The sequence below is a fragment of the Paraburkholderia dipogonis genome (genome assembly GCF_042680985.1).
GTDB classification, from domain to species: Bacteria; Pseudomonadota; Gammaproteobacteria; order Burkholderiales; family Burkholderiaceae; genus Paraburkholderia; species Paraburkholderia phytofirmans.
Genome location: NZ_JBHUFR010000011.1, coordinates 344,668 through 362,486 on the forward strand (window position 1 = coordinate 344,668; position 17,819 = coordinate 362,486).

General features: G+C 64.0%; 15 protein-coding genes. 7 read left to right on the forward strand and 8 right to left on the reverse strand.

Going from position 1 to position 17,819, the window contains the following annotated elements; genetic code table 11:
• Positions 1-15 precede the first annotated feature (15 nt).
• Complete coding sequence (nth, locus tag ACFSNN_RS17005; RefSeq protein ID WP_134140550.1) at positions 16-660, reverse strand: endonuclease III; 645 nt, start codon at positions 658-660, stop codon at positions 16-18.
• 19 nt (positions 661-679) lie between these two features.
• Complete coding sequence (rsxB, locus tag ACFSNN_RS17010) at positions 680-1,513, reverse strand: electron transport complex subunit RsxB (protein WP_134458946.1); 834 nt, start codon at positions 1,511-1,513, stop codon at positions 680-682.
• Positions 1,514-1,755: 242 nt separating this feature from the next.
• Here rsxB and ACFSNN_RS17015 point away from each other — a divergent pair, with 242 nt between their 5' ends.
• A complete protein-coding gene (locus ACFSNN_RS17015) occupies positions 1,756-2,388 on the forward strand; it encodes a TetR/AcrR family transcriptional regulator (protein ID WP_012432273.1) in 633 nt (210 codons plus the stop codon).
• 92 nt (positions 2,389-2,480) lie between these two features.
• On the opposite strand, the gene ACFSNN_RS17020 is transcribed toward ACFSNN_RS17015, so the two are convergent.
• Both ACFSNN_RS17020 and ACFSNN_RS17025 read right to left on the reverse strand, forming a co-directional pair.
• A complete protein-coding gene (locus ACFSNN_RS17020) occupies positions 2,481-3,758 on the reverse strand; it encodes a polyhydroxyalkanoate depolymerase (RefSeq protein ID WP_134456744.1) in 1,278 nt (425 codons plus the stop codon).
• Between the two features lie 180 nt (positions 3,759-3,938).
• Positions 3,939-5,819 (reverse strand): glycoside hydrolase family 15 protein, encoded by a 1,881-nt coding sequence (locus ACFSNN_RS17025; protein WP_134456743.1) that lies wholly within the window; start codon positions 5,817-5,819, stop codon positions 3,939-3,941.
• Between the two features lie 240 nt (positions 5,820-6,059).
• On the opposite strand from ACFSNN_RS17025, the gene ACFSNN_RS17030 reads away from it, so the two are divergent.
• Positions 6,060-6,305, forward strand: a complete 246-nt coding sequence (locus ACFSNN_RS17030) for a hypothetical protein (RefSeq protein ID WP_134456742.1) — start codon at positions 6,060-6,062, stop codon at positions 6,303-6,305.
• Between the two features lie 256 nt (positions 6,306-6,561).
• Here ACFSNN_RS17030 and ACFSNN_RS17035 read toward each other — a convergent pair whose 3' ends face one another.
• Entirely contained in the window at positions 6,562-6,714 is a 153-nt protein-coding gene (locus ACFSNN_RS17035) for a DUF3096 domain-containing protein (protein ID WP_007175701.1), read from the reverse strand.
• Between the two features lie 239 nt (positions 6,715-6,953).
• Between ACFSNN_RS17035 and ACFSNN_RS17040 the strand changes: the two genes are divergently transcribed.
• Complete coding sequence (locus tag ACFSNN_RS17040; RefSeq protein WP_134456741.1) at positions 6,954-8,249, forward strand: lactonase family protein; 1,296 nt, start codon at positions 6,954-6,956, stop codon at positions 8,247-8,249.
• A 208-nt stretch (positions 8,250-8,457) separates the two neighbouring features.
• Here the strand turns inward: ACFSNN_RS17040 and ACFSNN_RS17045 are convergent, their stop codons facing one another.
• Both ACFSNN_RS17045 and ACFSNN_RS17050 read right to left on the reverse strand, forming a co-directional pair.
• Positions 8,458-12,789 carry a DNA translocase FtsK gene (locus tag ACFSNN_RS17045; protein WP_134456740.1) on the reverse strand — a complete coding sequence of 1,444 codons (4,332 nt, stop codon included), beginning with the start codon at positions 12,787-12,789 and terminating at the stop codon, positions 8,458-8,460.
• Between the two features lie 264 nt (positions 12,790-13,053).
• The gene (locus tag ACFSNN_RS17050) at positions 13,054-13,605 is read right to left on the reverse strand and encodes an META domain-containing protein (protein WP_134456739.1); all 552 of its coding nucleotides are present in this window, start codon (positions 13,603-13,605) and stop codon (positions 13,054-13,056) included.
• Positions 13,606-13,858: 253 nt separating this feature from the next.
• Here ACFSNN_RS17050 and purT point away from each other — a divergent pair, with 253 nt between their 5' ends.
• The 3 genes from purT (at position 13,859) to ACFSNN_RS17065 (ending at position 15,881) form a co-directional block, all read left to right on the forward strand.
• Positions 13,859-15,073 carry a formate-dependent phosphoribosylglycinamide formyltransferase gene (gene purT / locus ACFSNN_RS17055; RefSeq protein WP_134456738.1) on the forward strand — a complete coding sequence of 405 codons (1,215 nt, stop codon included), beginning with the start codon at positions 13,859-13,861 and terminating at the stop codon, positions 15,071-15,073.
• A gap of 135 nt (positions 15,074-15,208) precedes the next feature.
• Positions 15,209-15,421: a DUF6726 family protein gene (locus ACFSNN_RS17060; protein ID WP_116119374.1), complete on the forward strand. Its 213-nt coding sequence runs from the start codon at positions 15,209-15,211 to the stop codon at positions 15,419-15,421.
• Positions 15,422-15,512: 91 nt separating this feature from the next.
• The gene (locus ACFSNN_RS17065) at positions 15,513-15,881 is read left to right on the forward strand and encodes an MliC family protein (RefSeq protein WP_106306566.1); all 369 of its coding nucleotides are present in this window, start codon (positions 15,513-15,515) and stop codon (positions 15,879-15,881) included.
• On the opposite strand, the gene ACFSNN_RS17070 is transcribed toward ACFSNN_RS17065, so the two are convergent.
• Positions 15,871-16,113 (reverse strand): hypothetical protein, encoded by a 243-nt coding sequence (locus ACFSNN_RS17070; protein ID WP_134456737.1) that lies wholly within the window; start codon positions 16,111-16,113, stop codon positions 15,871-15,873. The genes ACFSNN_RS17065 and ACFSNN_RS17070 overlap by 11 nt on opposite strands.
• 33 nt (positions 16,114-16,146) lie before the next feature.
• On the opposite strand from ACFSNN_RS17070, the gene ACFSNN_RS17075 reads away from it, so the two are divergent.
• Positions 16,147-17,799, forward strand: a complete 1,653-nt coding sequence (locus ACFSNN_RS17075; protein ID WP_134456736.1) for an acetolactate synthase large subunit — start codon at positions 16,147-16,149, stop codon at positions 17,797-17,799.
• Positions 17,800-17,819: the final 20 nt, after the last annotated feature.

Below are 17,819 nucleotides of genomic sequence, written 5' to 3' on the forward strand. Positions count from 1 at the left end.
CGGCGCCGGTTGCGCTTACAGATCCGGCGGCGGCGTTTTCGGCCGGAACTCGCACAGCGGCTCGATCACGCAATGCCAGCATTCCGGCCGGCGCGCTTTGCACACGTAACGGCCGTGCAGGATCAGCCAGTGGTGCGCGTCCTGCTTGAACTCGGCAGGCGTGAATTTCTCCAGTGCCACTTCGACCGCGCGAACGTCCTTGCCGGGCGCAAGACCGGTTCGATTCGCAACCCGAAAGATGTGCGTGTCGACCGCAATGGTCGGATGACCGAATGCCGTGTTCAGAATCACATTGGCCGTTTTCCGGCCGACGCCCGGCAGACTTTCGAGCGCTTCGCGATCCTCGGGCACTTCGCCGCCGTACTGATCGAGCAGAATGCGGCAAGTCGCGATGACGTTCTTCGCCTTGGTGCGATAGAGGCCGATGGTCTTGATGTAGCCGGTCACGCCTTCTTCGCCGAGATCGAAAACCTTCTGCGGTGTGTTCGCGACCGGGAACATCTTGCGCATGGCCTTGTTGACCGACACGTCAGTGGCCTGCGCCGACAGCAGCACGGCGATCAGCAGTTCGAACGGAGTGGTGTACTCGAGTTCGGTTGTCGGATGAGGATTGAGACTCTGAAGCGTCTCGTAGATGGCGCGGCGTTTGTTCGCGTTCATGCTGGGCGTGACGGTGCGGTTAGCGCTTGTCGGACGGTGTGCCGGTGTCGTCCGCGGCGAGGCCGAGACGGCGGCGGCGTGCTTCGGCGGCGTCGATCTGCGCCTGCACATCCGCGCTCACGCGCTCGGTGTTTAGCGGGCCTTGGCCCTTGGCGGCCAGTTCCTCTTTTTTCTTGCGAGCACGTTCGAGCGCGGCCTGGATGATCGCGCGTTTTTTGGCTTCGGCATCGTCAGCGGCGGGTGCGGCCGATGGCGCGGCGCTGGCGGCCGCAGTTGTTTCGGTAACCTGAGCAGTGACAGTGGTGCCTGCTCGCCGCGCTGCAGCACGCGCTTCGGCAGCCTCGCGCTCGCGTGCGAGACGCGCTTCGCGCCGGTCGTGGCGTGCGCGCGCGGCGTCGGCCTGCGCCTCGCTCCACGCGTCCCAACCGGTTGCTTCACCTGTGACCGGCGGCAAGGCAATGCAGTCGACGGGGCAAGGCGGCACGCACAAATCGCAACCGGTGCAAAGCTCGACGATCACCGTATGCATCTGTTTCGGTGCGCCAACTATTGCATCGACCGGACAGGCCTGCATGCACAACGTGCAGCCGATGCAAACTTGTTCGTCGATAACCGCCAACGGGCGCGGCCTTTCGATGCCGTTGGCGGAATTGAGCGGAATCACCGGCTTGCCGAGCAACGCAGCGAGTCGCGCGACACCTTCGGCGCCGCCCGGCGGGCATTGGTTGTAATTGGCCTCGCCGCTTGCAACGGCTTCGGCATAGGGACGACATGCGGGGTAACCGCACTTGGTGCATTGCGTCTGGGGAAGCAGACCTTCGATGCGGTCTGCGAGTGTTCTGGTATCTGTCACGGTCACGGCGTGGGGCTCTGGCTGGTGCTTTGGCTTGCGGCCGCACAGCTTGAACTAAATAGCACATTATCGCCGATTTCCCCAATTGCCATCCGCAATCCATGTGCCATAATCGAAGCGCTTTTTCGAAAGACCGCAGAAGGGTATTCCCCCAACCAGCCCGTTCAGTGCTGTCGGTGCAAGGCCCGAGGAGAGGCCGGCGGCGCGATCCGGATAACGCGGCTCACGAAGACGATGCCACCATGAATCAGCCGAAAATCAAAAGAGATCCTGAAGGCACACGGCGCCGCATTCTGCTCGCGGCGGCCGAAGAGTTTGCAAATGGTGGGCTATTCGGCGCGCGCGTCGATCAGATCGCTCGCCGCGCGGAAACGAATGAGCGCATGCTCTATTACTACTTCGGTAGCAAGGAGCAGCTTTTCACCGCGGTACTCGAGCACGCGTTCAGCGCGCTCAACGAAGCGGAGCGCACGCTCGAACTCAATGGCATTGCCCCGGTCGAGGCCATCACGCGTCTCGCGCATTTTGTTTGGGATTACTACCGCGATCATCCCGAGTTGCTGCGTCTCATCAATAACGAGAATCTGCATGAAGCACGCTATATGCAGAAGTCCACGCGCATCCGCGAAATGATTTCGCCGATTGTCGCCACGCTAGGCGGCATTCTTGAGCGCGGTCAACGCGCGGGGCTGTTTCGCACCAATGTCGACCCGCTTCGCTTCTATGTCACGCTGTCCGGCATGGGCTATTACATCGTGTCGAACCGCTTCACGCTCGAAGCCACCCTCGGCCGCGATTTCAGCAGTGCGAGCGAGCGCAGTGAAGTGATTCAGATGAACACCGAGTTGCTGCTCGCCTATCTGTTGCGGAAGTAAGCTCGCGTCGCCCGCGCATCGAGGCTTCGGGATCTTCATAAACGAAAACGGCCTCCGAAGAGGCCGTTGTCTATCGACTATGCGTGCGAAGCTCAGGCTTCGACTTTTTCCTTCGCTACCTTCGGCGCCTTGTTGTGCGCGAGGATAAAGTCGCGCAACTGCGGGTAGATGATGGTGCGCCAGCGGCGTCCCGAGAAAATGCCGTAGTGCCCGCACTTTTCCGCTGTGAAGTGTTGCTTGTGCTCTGCCGGAATGCCGGTGCACAACTCGTGCGCGGCGTAGGTCTGGCCGTCGCCGGAGATATCGTCCAGTTCGCCTTCGATCGTGAAGAGCGCGGTCTTCGTGATGTCCTGCGGTTTCACCCGTTCGCCGGAGACGTCCCACGTGCCTTCGGCAAGGCTGAATTCCTGGAAGACCACGCGGATCGTATCGAGGTAATAGTCCGCGTCCATGTCGAGCACGGCGTTGTACTCGTCGTAGAAGCGGCGGTGCGCTTCCGCGTCGTCTTCGTCGCCGCGCAGCAGGCTCTGGTAGTAATCCCAGTGCGACGCCGCGTGGCGTTCCGGATTCATGGCCACGAAACCGGTGTGCTGCAAAAAGCCCGGGTAAACCTTACGGCCCACGCCCGGATAATTCGGCGGCACCGTGAAGATCACGTTGTTCTCGAACCACTCGTACGAGTGCTGCGTGGCGAGCGAGTTGACCGAGGTCGGGCTCTTGCGCGCGTCGATCGGGCCGCCCATCATCGTCATGGTGCGCGGCGTGTCTTCGCCGCGGCTCGCCATCAGCGAAATGGCGGCGAGCACCGGCACGGTCGGCTGACACACCGAGATCACGTGCAGATTCTTCGCGCCAATGTGACGGATGAATTCCTGAATGTAGGCGACGTAGTCGTCCAGACGAAACTGGCCGGCTTCGAGCGGCACCATGCGGGCGTCGATCCAGTCGGTGAGGTAGACCTTGTGATCCTGCAACAGCGTTTTAACGGTGTCGCGTAGCAGCGTGGCGTGGTGTCCTGACAACGGTGCGCACACCAGCACGACCGGCTCGTCTTTCAATTGGATGACAGCGTCGCTGTCGTCCGCGAAACGCTTGAAGCGCATCAGGCGGCAAAACGGCTTCTCGATGATCGTTTGTTCGATGATCGGAATGTTGTGGCCGTCTTTGACAATCTGATGGAGATTGAACTCGGGCTTTTCGTAATCTTTACCAAGCCGGTAGAGCAGTTCGTAACCGGCTGAGAGGCGCGTGGCGCCGGGCACGTAGGCCAAGGGGCTGGCGGGATTCGCGAAAGATTTCGACGCGGCCTGAGCCCAGGCGGTGAGCGGGCTCAACATCGCCCGTTGGAATTCGTGCAGTTGGTAGAGCATGGGTGCTCCGTTTTAAGCGGTTCGCATGAGGCTTCGCAAACACGCGTGTGGCGCTGCGGCAGGCCATTCTGGTTGTAGGCACATTGTTTTTCGGCCGACAGTCTCGTCGATCATATCGAACAAAGCGTACTTGTGCAATGCAGCATTTTGCGCGCGGCTAGCACGCAAACTGTCATTAAATCATGCTACTGGCGATGTTGCCGCGCCGCTATCCGGGGTTGCAGCAGCATCAAGTTCCGTCGCTCCGCTGCCGTTATGGGGCGGTTGCCCGGTCGCCTGCGCCATGGCCTGTTCATGTTTCATCAGGTTCAGGCCGGTGTGGACAAGCGCCACGTGCGAAAACGCCTGCGGAAAATTGCCGACAAGACGCTTCGCAGCGGGATCGTACTCCTCCGCGAGCAAACCGACATCGTTGCAGAGCGCGAGCAGCCGTTCGTACATTGCGATCGCTTCGTCGAGGCGCCCTTGCAGCGCCAGGTTGTCCACCATCCAGAACGAGCACGCCAGAAACGTCCCTTCTCCCGGCGGCAGGCCGTCGTCGTATTCGGTCGTGCGATAGCGCATCACGAAGCCGTCGTGCATCAGGTCGCGTTCGATCGCGGCCACGGTGCCTTTCACGCGCGGATCGTTCGGCGGCAGGAAGGCGACCAGCGGCATCAGCAGCACACTCGCGTCGAGCTGGTCGGTGCCGTAGCACTGCGAGAACGCGTTGAGCGCTGGATTCCAGGCCTTCTCGCAAACTTCCGCGTGGATCTGCGCGCGGGTGGCGCGCCATTCGTCGAGCGGGCCCTCGAGCTCGAACATCTCCGCCGACTTGATCGCGCGATCGTAGGCGACCCACGCCATCACTTTCGAGAAGGTGAAATGCTGACGGCCGCCGCGCGTTTCCCAGATGCCTTCGTCGGGCTCCTGCCAGATCGTGTCGAGGTGCTTCAGCAGCGCGCGTTGCACGTTCCATGCGGTGTCGTCCGCCTGCAGGCCGCCGACGCGCGCCAGATGCAGCGCATTCATCACTTCGCCATAGACGTCGAGCTGGCGCTGGCCGACCGCGTTATTGCCGATCCGCACCGGTTTCGCGTCCTGATAGCCCGGCAGCCAGTCGATTTCGAATTCAGGCAGACGGCGCTCGCCGGCGATGCCGTACATGATCTGCAACTGATCCGGGGCCCCGGCCATGACGCGCCCGAGCCAGCTGCGCCACGCGCGCGCTTCGTCGTAGTAGCCGCCGCGCATCATCGCGAGCAGCGTGATGGTGGCGTCGCGCAGCCAGCAGTAGCGGTAGTCCCAATTGCGCGTGCCGCCGAGTTGTTCTGGCAGCGAAGTCGTAGGCGCGGCGACGATGCCGCCGGTCGGCTCGTAAGCGAGCGCCTTCAGCGTGATCAGCGAACGGCGGATCGGTTCGGCCCAGCGTCCTTCCACCGTGCTGCGCGCTGACCATTCGAGCCAGTGATTCTCGGTGCGCGCCAGCGAGGTGTGCGGATCGCGCGCCGGCGGAATGCGCAGATGCGAGGCCGCATAAGCAAGCGAGAACGGCACCCGTTCGCCTTCGCTGACCGTGAATTCGGCGACCGTCTTCATGTCCTCGCCGCGCAACTCGACCGGCGTGCGCAACACGGCGGTGTCCGGTCCGACGATCGCCTTGATGCCGCTGTCGTGCTTCAGCCGATCGACCCACGGTACCGAGAAGCCGTAATCGAAGCGCAGCACCAGTTCCATTTTCATGCGCACGGTGCCGCGTTTGCCGACCACGAGCCGCACCATTTCCGACCAGCCGTTACCCGGCGGCATGAAATCGATCAGCGTGACGGCGCCCTCGGGCGTGTCGAAGTCGGTTTCGAGGATCAGCGTCTCGCCGCGATAGCGGCGGGTGATGGTCGGCGGCGTGTCCGAGACCGGCGCGATCAGCCAGCGGCCGTTTTCGGGCGTGCCGAGCAGGGCGGCGAAGCAGGCGCCCGAATCGAAACGCGGCCAGCAGAGCCAGTCGACGGATCCATCGCGGGAAACTAGCGCGGCCGTATGGCCGTCGCCGATGAGCGCATAGTCTTCGATGAGTGCGGGCATGGGAGCGGGTCAGTAGTGCGCGCGGCGTGTCGCGCCGCGCGAGGTGTCGTTGAAGTGTCGTTGCCTTTACCCGACTGGCGCGATGCGTTTTGGTTCATCACGCGACGCAAAAACGCGGGTTGGTAATTGTCAAATCAATGCCTACAATCAGATTTCATGCCGACGCCCGGAGGAGCTTTCCGGATTATGAACCGGCCCCGCCCATGGCGCATACACACGCCGTTTCCGAGGACCAAAGCTATGCTGAACCCGTCGAAATCTGATTGCATCACGATTCTCTCGGCCGCCAGCCAACTTGCCGACGATTCGATGTTGCCGCTCGATCATGGCCGCCTGGGCCTGAGTCGCAACGGCTTGTTGACCGCTGCAGCCTTTCTGGTCGAACGGGCGTGCTTTCGCCGTTATCAGGCAGGCGACGGCCATTATGCTGTCGGTGCGCTGTCGTTGCAGGGACGGCTGCGTCTCGACCAGCTTTCAAACGGTTAAGCTGCGGCGCTTCATGCGCACCGGATGGTGACTTCACAGCGCTGAGCGCAAAACTCACCCTGCTTCGGGCGAACGAACATTGCTTCGCCGTGCAGTCCGGGTTTATCGCTTGCTTCGAGCTTCACGGCCAATTGGCGCGTGAAGCTTTCGCACGTCTTATGTCTTGCCTCCATGCGGAGCGCAGCCGGGCCGGCACGGCGCCCGGTCGCACTTTCCATGCTTGCGTAACCCTTGCGTAAGCATGGAACGCCGCCGCTCAGAAGTGCGACGACCCCACGCCGAAGATCCCAATGATGCCGATGATGATCAGATAGAGCGCGACGATGTAGTTCAACAGGCGCGGCATGACAAGAATCAGAATACCGGCGATCAACGAAACCAGCGGGCCCAGGCTGAGTGTGACGTTCATGAAGACTCCGTAGTGTGAGACGCGATTGAAAAAACGACCCGTCAGGCGGGACAATTGCTATTCATGCTGCCGATTGTCGATTGCCGGCTGACCCGGCGCGGGTCGACGGAATCGCTGCATGATCCGGCACAACGCTTTTATACTTCTTTCGATAAGAACAACGCTCGACCGATTGCGCGGCAGACCAGCGACACCATGACAACCGCTTCAACCAAATAACCGCTGTCCGAGGAGGTCATATGCTTCGTCGTCACCGAGCCGCCGCGATGCGTGCCGTTGCGGATTCCCGCTTGCCTTCTGCTGCTGATTCCACTTCATGGCGCGTCGCGCATGCTCCATTGCGCTCTGCCCGCTCGATAATAAAAGGTTTCGTGCTCATGGTCTCGATTGTTGCTTCGCATGCGTTTGCGCAAGATTCCGGCCCGGCTCCCGCCGACGGCGTATATGACATGCTGGTCGGCACTTATACCGGCCCAAAGAGCGAAGGGCTGTACGTCTATCGCTTCGACACGAAGACGGGTGAAGCGACGCGCGTCTCGGCCGCGCAGACGGTCAACCCGTCCTACCTCGTGGTGAGCCGCGACCGCCGCTTCGTCTACGCGGTCAACGAAATGCCCGGCGACAATGGCCCGGCCACGCAACGCGGCGGCATCAGCGCGTTTCGTTTCGACGCCGCGAGCGGCCAGTTGACGTTTCTCAACAAGGTCTCCTCTGACGGCAACGATCCCTGCTATCTGAGCCTCTCGCCGGACGGCAAATATTTGCTGACCGCGAACTATTCGGTGGCCGCGGATCCCGGCGGCAGCTTCGCGGTGTTCCCGTTGCAGGCCGACGGCCAGGTCGGCGCGTCGGTGCTCACCGTGCACCACGAAGGCGGCGGTCCGGTGAAGGGCCGTCAGGACAACTCGCATGTTCACTCCACCGTGTTCTCGCCGGACGGCCACTATCTGTTCGCGCAGGATCTCGGCGCGGACAAGCTGTACTCGTATCGCTACACGCCTGACGGCAGCCGCGGCCTGTTCGGCCCAACCGACTGGCGCTACAACCAGGAAAAAGCCGGCTCCGGTCCGCGCCACCTGGTGTTCGGCGCCGATGGCAAACACGCGTATCTGACGAGCGAACTGGCCGCCACGGTCAGCACGTTCGACTACAACGACGGCAAGCTCACCCAGGTGCAAACGCTGCCGCTGACCGAAGCTGGCTTCAAGGGCGCGGTGGGCGCGGCGGCGATTCATCTGTCGCCGGACGGGCGCTTTCTGTATGCCACCAATCGCGGCGACGCCAACGACATCGTGATCTTTTCAGTCGACCCGACTAATGGGCACCTGAAGAAGATCGGCCATCAATCGAGCATGGGCAAGTCGCCGCGTGAATTCGCGATCGACCCGACGGGAAACTGGCTGATCGTCGGCAATCAGAACAGCGATACCGTATATGTGTTCAAGCGCGATCAGCAGAGCGGTTTGCTCGAAGCGAATCCGAAACATTTCGAGCTCGGCGCGCCGGTGGATTTCAAGCTGGTCTCGCCGTCGTAACACGAGATGCCGACGACGCGGTGAAAGACGAGGCGGGTGATGTCGACGCGCCGCGCCCGGGATGAAAAAAACGGGCCGCTTTTGTAAAGCGGCCCGATTCTTTTTTTGTGGTCGATTTTGCGGCGAGGTTGTTTGCGCTTGCTTCTTGCACCTTTCGGAAGCGCCGGCAATCAACTGCAATCAGCGGTGTTCACCGGCCATTCGCCGCTTATTCCGCCGGCCCGGGCGCCAGCACTTCGCGGCTGCCGTTGATGCCCATCGCCGACACGAGGCCCGCGGTTTCCATCTGCTCGACGAGCCGCGCCGCGCGGTTATAACCGATGCGCAACTGCCGCTGCACCGACGAGATCGACGCGCGCCGCGTGCGCACCACGAAGGCGACCGCTTCGTCGTAGAGCGGATCGGCTTCCGCATCCGGCGACTCGCCGAACAGGTCTTGCGCCGCGCCGCCGTCGGTGGCCGGGCCGTCGAGAATGCCTTCCTCGTACTGCGGCTCGCCGAACTGCTTCAGATACTCGACGATCCGATGCACTTCCTCGTCGGCGACGAACGCGCCGTGCACCCGCTGCGGATAGCCGGTGCCGGGCGGCAGGAACAGCATGTCGCCCTGGCCGAGCAGCGACTCCGCGCCCATCTGATCGAGAATTGTGCGCGAGTCGATCTTCGACGACACCTGGAACGCCACGCGCGTCGGAATGTTCGCCTTGATGAGGCCGGTGATCACATCCACAGAAGGACGCTGCGTGGCCAGAATCAGGTGGATGCCGGCGGCGCGCGCCTTCTGCGCGAGCCGCGCGATCAGCTCTTCGATCTTCTTGCCGGCCACCATCATCAGGTCGGCGAGTTCGTCGATCACGACCACGATCAGCGGCAGCGGCGCGAGCGGTTCGGGCGCTTCCGGCGTCAGCGAGAACGGGTTGCCGAGCTTCTTGCCCTTGGCTTCGGTGTCGCGGATTTTCTGGTTGAAGCCGGCCAGGTTGCGCACGCCGACCGCGGACATCAGGCGGTAGCGTTTTTCCATCTCGCCGACACACCAGTTGAGCGCGTTGGCCGCCAGCTTCATGTCGGTGACGACGGGCGCGAGCAGATGCGGAATGCCTTCGTAGACCGACAACTCCAGCATCTTCGGGTCGATCATGATCAGACGGACTTCTTCCGGCGTCGCCTTGTACAGCAGCGAGCAGATCATCGCGTTGATTGCCACCGACTTGCCCGAACCGGTCGTGCCCGCGACCAGCATGTGAGGCGCTTTGGCCAGATCGGCGACGACCGGATGGCCGGTGATGTCCTTGCCCATGGCGAGCGTCAACTGCGAATGCGAGTTCTGGTAGACGCTGGCTTCGAGGATTTCGGAGAGGCGGATCGTCTGGCGCTTGGCGTTCGGCAATTCGAGGCCCATGCAGGTCTTGCCGGGAATCGTCTCGACCACGCGGATGGACGTGAGGCCGAGGCCGCGCGATAGATCCTTCATCAGGCCGACGATCTGACTGCCACGTACGCCGAGCGCCGGTTCGACTTCGAAGCGTGTGATGACCGGGCCGGCCGACGCGCCGACGACGGTCACCGGCACCTTGAATTCCTGCAGACGCTGTTCGATCAGCAGGCCGGTTTCGATGAGCTTTTCTTCGGAGACGGGTTCGACGTCGATGTCCGCGGGCGCGAGCAGGTCGAGCGTGGGCAATTCGACCATCGATGCCGCGGGCGCGCGGAACTCGAAGCCGTTGGCGGGACTGTGGCCGCGCAGGGGAGGGCGCGGTTGGACGGCGGGTTCGGTGGGCTCGGTGGCTGCGGTTGCCGCGGTTGCCTCTACGGATGGGGTCTTCTCGGTGCTAAATGGCGCCGCGAGCGATGTCGATGTTGCCGGCGTTAGCGGCGGCATGGCGGCTTCGTTCGGGCGTTCTTCATCGGCGAAAGATTCGTTGTCAGCGACGTCGGATGTCGCGGGCGCAGTCTGAATCGCGAAGCCCGGAAAGCGAACCACGTTTGATGCTTGCGGCGCGTGGCTCTGCGACGGCACCGCGATGGGCAGGTTCGACGCGTGCGCGTTAGCGAGCGAGTCCGAGGTCTGCTGCGTAATGCCTTGCGGCGCCACTGTGGTGGTGATATTAGTCGCGTTTGCGGTGGACGGCGTCTCCGAGATGTTCGCCGCTTGTGCGGTGACCGATGTCTCCGGGACGTGCGGCGCGTCCGATGTTTCAGGTATATCCGACAGGGCAGGCGTGTCCGCCGTTTCCGTTTCGACGGGCGTGGCGGACTCGCCAGCGCGAGCGATGCTCAGCGATGGCGTGGCGGCGTCAGGCGTCGCGCCGGTTCCGCTCGACACAACGACGCGGCTGACAGCCGGCACACTCGATGACGAAGCGGCGTGTTGCGCCAGCACCGCATCGAGTTCGGCTTCCCACGGCGCGAGTGTCTTATCGATCACGACTTCGGCAGCCGAAGCAGGCGCGGCGGCTTGCGGCTCGACCAACGATGCGGCTTCTTTCACTTGTTCGGCAATTGCCGGCGCAGCGGTCTGCTCGGCGACGCGCGGTGCGATGACTTCTGAAGGGCGCGCTGGCTGGCTGAGCGCCTGTGCCGTTTCAGCGCTCGGGCTCGCGTGATGGTCGGCGTGAGGTGTCGATGCGGTCGGATCGTCTTCGAACGGCGGTTCATTCTCGTGCGCTTCGCTTGCTTGCAACTGCGCAGCGAAAATCTGGAATGGCGTCGGCGTGGCGACCGGCGGCACATACTGCGATGCCGGCGAAGGCGAAGGTGCAGCAATCGGCGCGTGCTCAACGAACGGCGCAGACGCAGGGGCAGCAACCGGCGCGTGCTCAACCACTGGCGCCGCCGTCAACGGCGGTTGAATAACTGGCGGCTCGATCGGCCACTGCACGACGGGCTCGTGGCTGACTTCGGGCGGCACTTCGAACGCGGCTTCCACGCGCGGTGCATCGACCGGCGCGCTGTCCGCAACCCCGAGCGAAGGACGATGCGCATCCGGCGTCAAAGCCGCTTCAGTCGCATCCATTCGCGGCACATCGACAATCGGCTGCTCAGGCTCGAACGACGGCGCTGCGTTCGGCGCACTCGTCAGCTTCGCGTTTTCCGATCCAGTGCTGCGCGCGAGGCTCACGCCCGCGATATCAGTCCAACGTGCGGCGTTTTCCGCGATGCTGCGAAGGGTTTCCTGGACGCTGGCAGGCGGCGTGACTTTCTGCGTCGCCGGCATCGGGCGCGTGTAGCTGGGCGCCAGACGGCTCGCTGCCGGCGTCGGCGTGGCGTCGTTCGAACGCGGGGCAGGCGAGAAAGCTTGCCGGGGCACTGGCGCGCGATTGACGGAAGCCGCCGAGGCCGTCGCGCCTTGGGCCATCGTCGAAGGGCGGCTCGCACCGGCCGCGTCGGATCCAACTGAACCTACGGCGGAATGAGAACCCGCGCTGCCCGACAGGGTCCGTGCCGTCGCTGACGCGTGCACTGCTGCCTGAGGTACCTTTCCCGCAGCACCCGCAGCACCCGCAGCACCCGCAGCACCCGCAGCACCCGCAGCACCCGCAGCACTCGCAACAAAAGCGCCCCCGGCCGCCAAACCCGCGCCGGCTCCTGCCGATCCCACGGGCCGTTGCTCACCGGCCGAACGACGTCCAACCTGCGACGCGCCAACGCGAGCGGAAGCACCAGAAGCACCTGCCGCCCCCGACCCGCCCGCCACCCCCGATCCACCTGCCGAACCCGAGACCGAACCAGCCCCCGAACCCGCTCCCGGCACAGCCGCGCGCGACCCAGACTCGCGCAACCAACCAGCTGGCGCAACTGGCTCAGCCGGCATCCACGCAGCCTTCTCCGCTTTGAGTGGTTGCGCCTGCATCGGCACATGCCGCGGCGGTGTCGTCGCCGCGCCCGTGCGCAGTACCGGCTCGGCCTGCTTCGCCTGGCTGCGCGGCGTTGTCGTGCCCGCGCGCCAGCTCGGCGCAGCGCCACGCGCCGCCGCATCCTTGCCCGCCACGCTTGCCGCAGCGCCAGCCGCAGCCGCGTCGCGCCCGCGCGCCGGCGGACGCCAGACCGTCGGGCGCGCATAACGGCCATTGGTTTTAGGCGCCATCGTATTGGCAGCCGGCGAAACATGCGACGGCAAACCATCGTCGACGCTGCGATGGCGGCGCGCTTCCTCGTCGCGTTTGGCGAGGCCGCGCGACAGGCCGAGGCCGAACGCGCCGTCGGCCCACGCGGCGAAATCGCGCCAGCGGAAATCGATCAGCCAGGGCAGGCTGATGAAAAACAGCGCGAGCGCCGCGAGAGGCGTGCCGATATGCCCAAGCAGATGGCCGAAGCTCGCCGCCAGCGCATGGCCGAAGCCATTCACGCCGGCCACCGCGATCAGCGACGCCTCGAGTGTGCAGCTCGCCACCAGCACGCAGACGAAGCCGAGCCACAGCCGGATCGTGCCGGGGCCGCGCAGACCCGCGCCACCCGGCAGAGCCGACTTCACGAGACGCCACAAAAGAGGAATGAACCAGACGGCTGACCCGCCGAACCAGCCGAAAACTACCGTGTGCATACTAGACATCAGCGAATGACGGACGCGCAAAAACGCAATCCGTCGAGTTTAAACCGGCGAAGCCCGATGCTTCGAAGGCAGACGCAAGTATGCTTGCGTCCAATTGGAAAACAGACCGGCGCGCGGTCTGCCGTCGGTGAAAAACAACGGCTGTCGGGACAGCCTTCACCCGTCATACGGACCGTCCGGAACGCGGCGCCGCAGTGCGCGGTCCGCTTCGCTCATCAGCGCGCCAGCGTATCGGCGGGACGATCCGTGACGCGTTCATTTCGTGCTGCTGTCGAAGGTCAGCGTGTCGCCGTTGTCGAGCACCAGTTGCATCTGCTGCGGCGCGCGCATCTGCACGCCGGTGCGGTCGATGTGCGTGAGCGCATTGAGATATGCCCCTTCGATCTGTCCGCCCGGCGCCGCGCATGCCATGCGCGTGCCGCCGAGCGTGCCGAAGCTCAGCTTGCCGTCTTTCAGCGCGTACGAGCCCATATAACGGTTGCAGCCGGAAAAACCGCTGGCGTGGCGTTGGCCGGTCGAGGTGGAGAGCGTCAACGTGATCGGCTTGCCCTGATCGGCGGCCGGGATCGCGCGCGCCGTGCCGTCGGCCTGTTTCCAGGCGCTCAGCACCCAACTGGTGTCGTCGAGCAGTTGCGCGGCGGCGGGGTTGAATGGATCGGGCGCGGCGGCCTGCTCGTCGGGATGTTTCGGGATCGCACAGGCGCTCAACAGCGCGGCGACGCTCAACGCGGCAATGGCGGTGCGCAGATAAGAGTTGAAGCAAGGGGTGAAGCGCGCAACACGTCGCGCGGAGGAGCTTTGGAGCATGGCGTCGTTCCTCTTCAAACTGGCGAAGGCGTAAGGGTAACGCACTAAGCTCGCCGCACGCGAGAGCAACGGCACGCGAAAGCGCCGATTCGGAGCGCCGCGGCGCCCTTGCGCGCCGCCTTCGCGCCACGCCGTTGCCCTGCACGCGCGAATCATGGTGCGGCCGCCGCGAGCAAGGCGCGGCGAGGGGCCCGCATGTTAACATCGTGCTCTATCCAATCCCACCCTCATCCGACTTTTATCTGGAGACCTCATGCAGATCGGCCAACGGATCGGCACGCCCCTTTCTGAATCCGCCACGCGCGTCATGCTGCTCGGCGCCGGCGAACTCGGCAAGGAAGTGATCATCGCGCTGCAGCGACTGGGCGTCGAAGTGATCGCCGTCGACCGTTATCCGAATGCACCGGGTCACCAGGTGGCGCACCGCGCGCACGTGATCGACATGACCGACCGCGCCGCGTTGCGCGCGCTGGTCGAACAGGAGCGGCCGCATCTGATCGTCCCCGAGATCGAGGCGATCGCTACCGACGCGCTCGCCGCCATCGAAAGCGACGGTCTCGCCGAAGTGATCCCGACCGCGCGCGCCACGCAGCTCACCATGAATCGCGAGGGCATCCGCCGTCTGGCCGCCGAGGAACTCGGCTTGCCGACCTCGCCGTACGCCTTCGCCGATTCGCTCGACGAACTGCGCGCGGGCATCGCCAAGGTCGGCTATCCGTGCGTGGTGAAGCCGGTCATGTCGTCGTCGGGCAAGGGGCAGTCGGTGCTGCGCAGCGACGCCGACGTCGAACCCGCATGGCAATACGCGCTGGCCGGCGGCCGCGTGAATCACGGCCGCGTGATCGTCGAAGGCTTTATCGACTTCGAATACGAAATCACGCAACTGACCGTGCGCGCCATCGACCCGGCAAGCGGTGAGGTCGGCACGTATTTCTGCGATCCGATCGGCCACGTGCAAGTGGCGGGCGACTACGTCGAATCGTGGCAGCCGCAGCCCATGAGCCCGCTCGCGCTGGAACGTTCGCGCGAAGTCGCGCACAAGGTGACGGCCGCGCTCGGCGGCCGCGGCCTGTTCGGCGTGGAACTTTTCGTGCGCGGCGATGACGTATGGTTTTCGGAAGTGAGTCCGCGTCCGCATGACACGGGTCTCGTCACGCTGTGCTCGCAGCGCTTTTCGGAATTCGAATTGCACGCGCGCGCGATCCTCGGTTTGCCGGTGGACACGTCGCTGCGGGCGCCGGGTGCGTCGGCGGTGATTTATGGCGGGCTTGACGAGGCCGGCATTGCCTTCGAAGGCGTGGCCGCGGCGTTGGCGGTGCCGAACGCGGACCTGCGGCTGTTCGGCAAGCCGGAGAGTTTCGCCAAACGCCGCATGGGCGTGGCGCTCGCCACCGGCGAGACCACCGACGAAGCCCGTTCGCGCGCGAAGCAGGCCGCGGCGGCGGTGCGGCCGGTGTCGGCGAAGTAAATGACGGCGCAACGCAGCGAATCGCGGCAGCCGAAGCGATTCGCCGTGCGCCGTTCAACTCGCGTGTCCGGCGTCATCGCCGCGCGTGCAATCTGAGTGCTTGGGCTCGTCGAGCCTGCCGGAGTAGAGGTAAGTATGGCGCTGGAAATCCGCAACACCACGCGGCGCGGTTGGACCGGCCGTCTCGGCGCTCTCGGCGTGCTGCTCGCGCTGTGCGCCGGCTTGACCGGATGTGGCCTCGCGGCCGCGCCGTGCCGGGTCGCCTCGGCAGGCCTGAAGATCGTGCCGCTGGTCGGGCATGTTGCCGCCGCGCCGACCGACGCGTGCGCCGACGTGATCGATCCATAACCGGTCCGTCGCCGGTCGTTTAGCCGCAACGCCACGCGCAATGTGCGGCGCGTCACTCGTGTTTGATTGGTAGCAACGATCGAGGCATCTCATGAAGAAATGGCTTGTTGCAGTCACCACGGCGGCGGGTTTCGCGGCGCTATGCGGCGAGGCGTGGGCCGCGCCGTTGCAGTTCTCCGAGATTCAGACCAAAAACCGTCAGACGCACAAATACACCTGCGCGACCGGCAAGATCCTGCACGTCACTTACTGGAACACGGCGAACGGCCAGAGCTTCGCGCTCGTGCCGGTGAAGGGCAAGCAACTGCTGTTCGTCAACACGTTGTCGGCCTCCGGCGCGAAATATCAGGCCGGCAGCTATACGTGGTGGACCAAAGGCCCGCGCGCGGACCTGTATGACGCCATGGCCGGCGAAAACGCGCCGCCCATGCTCTCCGACTGCATCACCATCAATCGCTGAGCGCGATGCGGCGGCTTTCTCTTTCCATGCCGCCGCTTCTTCTTTCGACCCCCGCCTTGCGCTTCGCGGCATTGCCCGCCGGCGCACACCGTTTCCATTCGAGTAGTAAGCTGTCCCGCATGGCATTGCCGCCGTGTCGCCGCGTCCTGCCATCGCAGTCATGCCGGGTGCTGCCGGCGTGGCCGTCGTCGTTTTCGATCGTCCGTTTCCGGAGCCCGAGCGTTGGGCTCACGGCCCGCGTCCGTATCATCAAGCGAGACCCTCAATGAAAGCATCGGACCTGTTCGTCAAATCGCTGGAAGCCGAAGGTGTCGAGTACGTGTTCGGCATTCCCGGTGAAGAAAATCTCGATCTGCTCGAATCGCTGCGCCGCTCGAAAATCCGTCTGATCCTCACGCGTCACGAACAGGCGGCCGGCTTCATGGCTGCCACGTACGGCCGTCTCACTGGGCGCACGGGGGTGTGTCTGGCCACGCTTGGGCCGGGCGCGACCAACTTCGTGACCGCCGCGGCGTACGCGCAACTCGGCGGCATGCCGATGCTGATGGTCACCGGGCAAAAGCCGATCAAGTCGAGCAAGCAGGGGCATTTCCAGATCGTGGACGTGGTCCGCATGATGGAGCCGCTCACCAAGTACACGCGGCAGATCGTCTCGATCGCCAATATCCCGGCGATGGTGCGTGAGGCGGTTCGTCAGGCGGAAGAAGAGCGGCCCGGCGCCACGCACCTCGAATTGCCCGAAGACGTCGCGCATGAAGAAGGCGACGGCAAGCCGATTCCGAAGAGCTTCAGCCGCCGTCCCGTCGCCGAGGAAAAAGCCGTGGCGCGCGCGGTCGAGGCGATCACCAGCGCGAAGCATCCGTTATTGATGATCGGCGCGGGCGGCAATCGCAAGACCACCACCAAAATGCTGCGCGAATTCGTCGACCAGATCGGCATTCCGTTCTTCACGACGCAGATGGGCAAGGGCGTGATCGACGAATCGCATCCCATGTGGCTCGGCAATGCGACGCTTTCCGACGGCGACTTCGTGCACCGCGCGATCGATCACGCGGACTGCATCATCAACGTGGGTCACGACGTGATCGAGAAGCCGCCGTTTTTTATGCGCAGCGGCGACGCGGGCGAGAAAACGGTGATTCACGTCAACTTTCTCGGCGCGGAAGTGGATACGGTGTACTTCCCGCAGATCGAAGTGGTCGGCGATATCGCCAACGCGGTGTGGCAACTCAAGGAAAGTCTCAAGGAGCGGCAGGAGCATTGGGACTTCACGCGCTTCAAGGAGATCAAGGAGCATTTCGAGGCGCATCTGGCCAAAGGCCAGCACGACGACCGCTTTCCCATGTATCCGGTGCGCGTCGTCAACGACGTGTACGAGACCACGCCGGTGGACGGCATCGTGTGTCTGGACAACGGCATGTACAAGATCTGGTTCGCCCGCTACTACCGCGCGCACGAACCGAATTCGCTGCTGCTCGACAATGCGCTGGCGTCCATGGGCGCGGGCCTGCCGTCCGCGATCGCCACCAAGATCGTGCACCCGGACCGCAAGGTCATGGCCGTGTGCGGCGACGGCGGCTTCATGATGAATTCGCAGGAGCTGGAAACGGCGGTGCGTCTAAAACTGGATCTGGTGATCCTGATTGTGCGCGATGACGCCTTCGGCATGATCCGCTGGAAGCAGGAAAACATGAACTTCCCGGACTACGGCATGACGCTGCGCAATCCGGATTTTGTCGCGTATGCGGAGAGCTACGGGGCGAAGGGGCATCGCATCGAAACGGCGGCGGAGTTCGCGCCGTTGCTGCGCGAATGTTTCGCGACGCCCGGCGTGCATGTGATCGATCTGCCGATCGACTATTCGGACAACGAGCGCGTGCTGAATCGCGAAATCAAGCGGCTTTCGGCGCAACTGTGAAGGCATCGGAATCAAGGAGA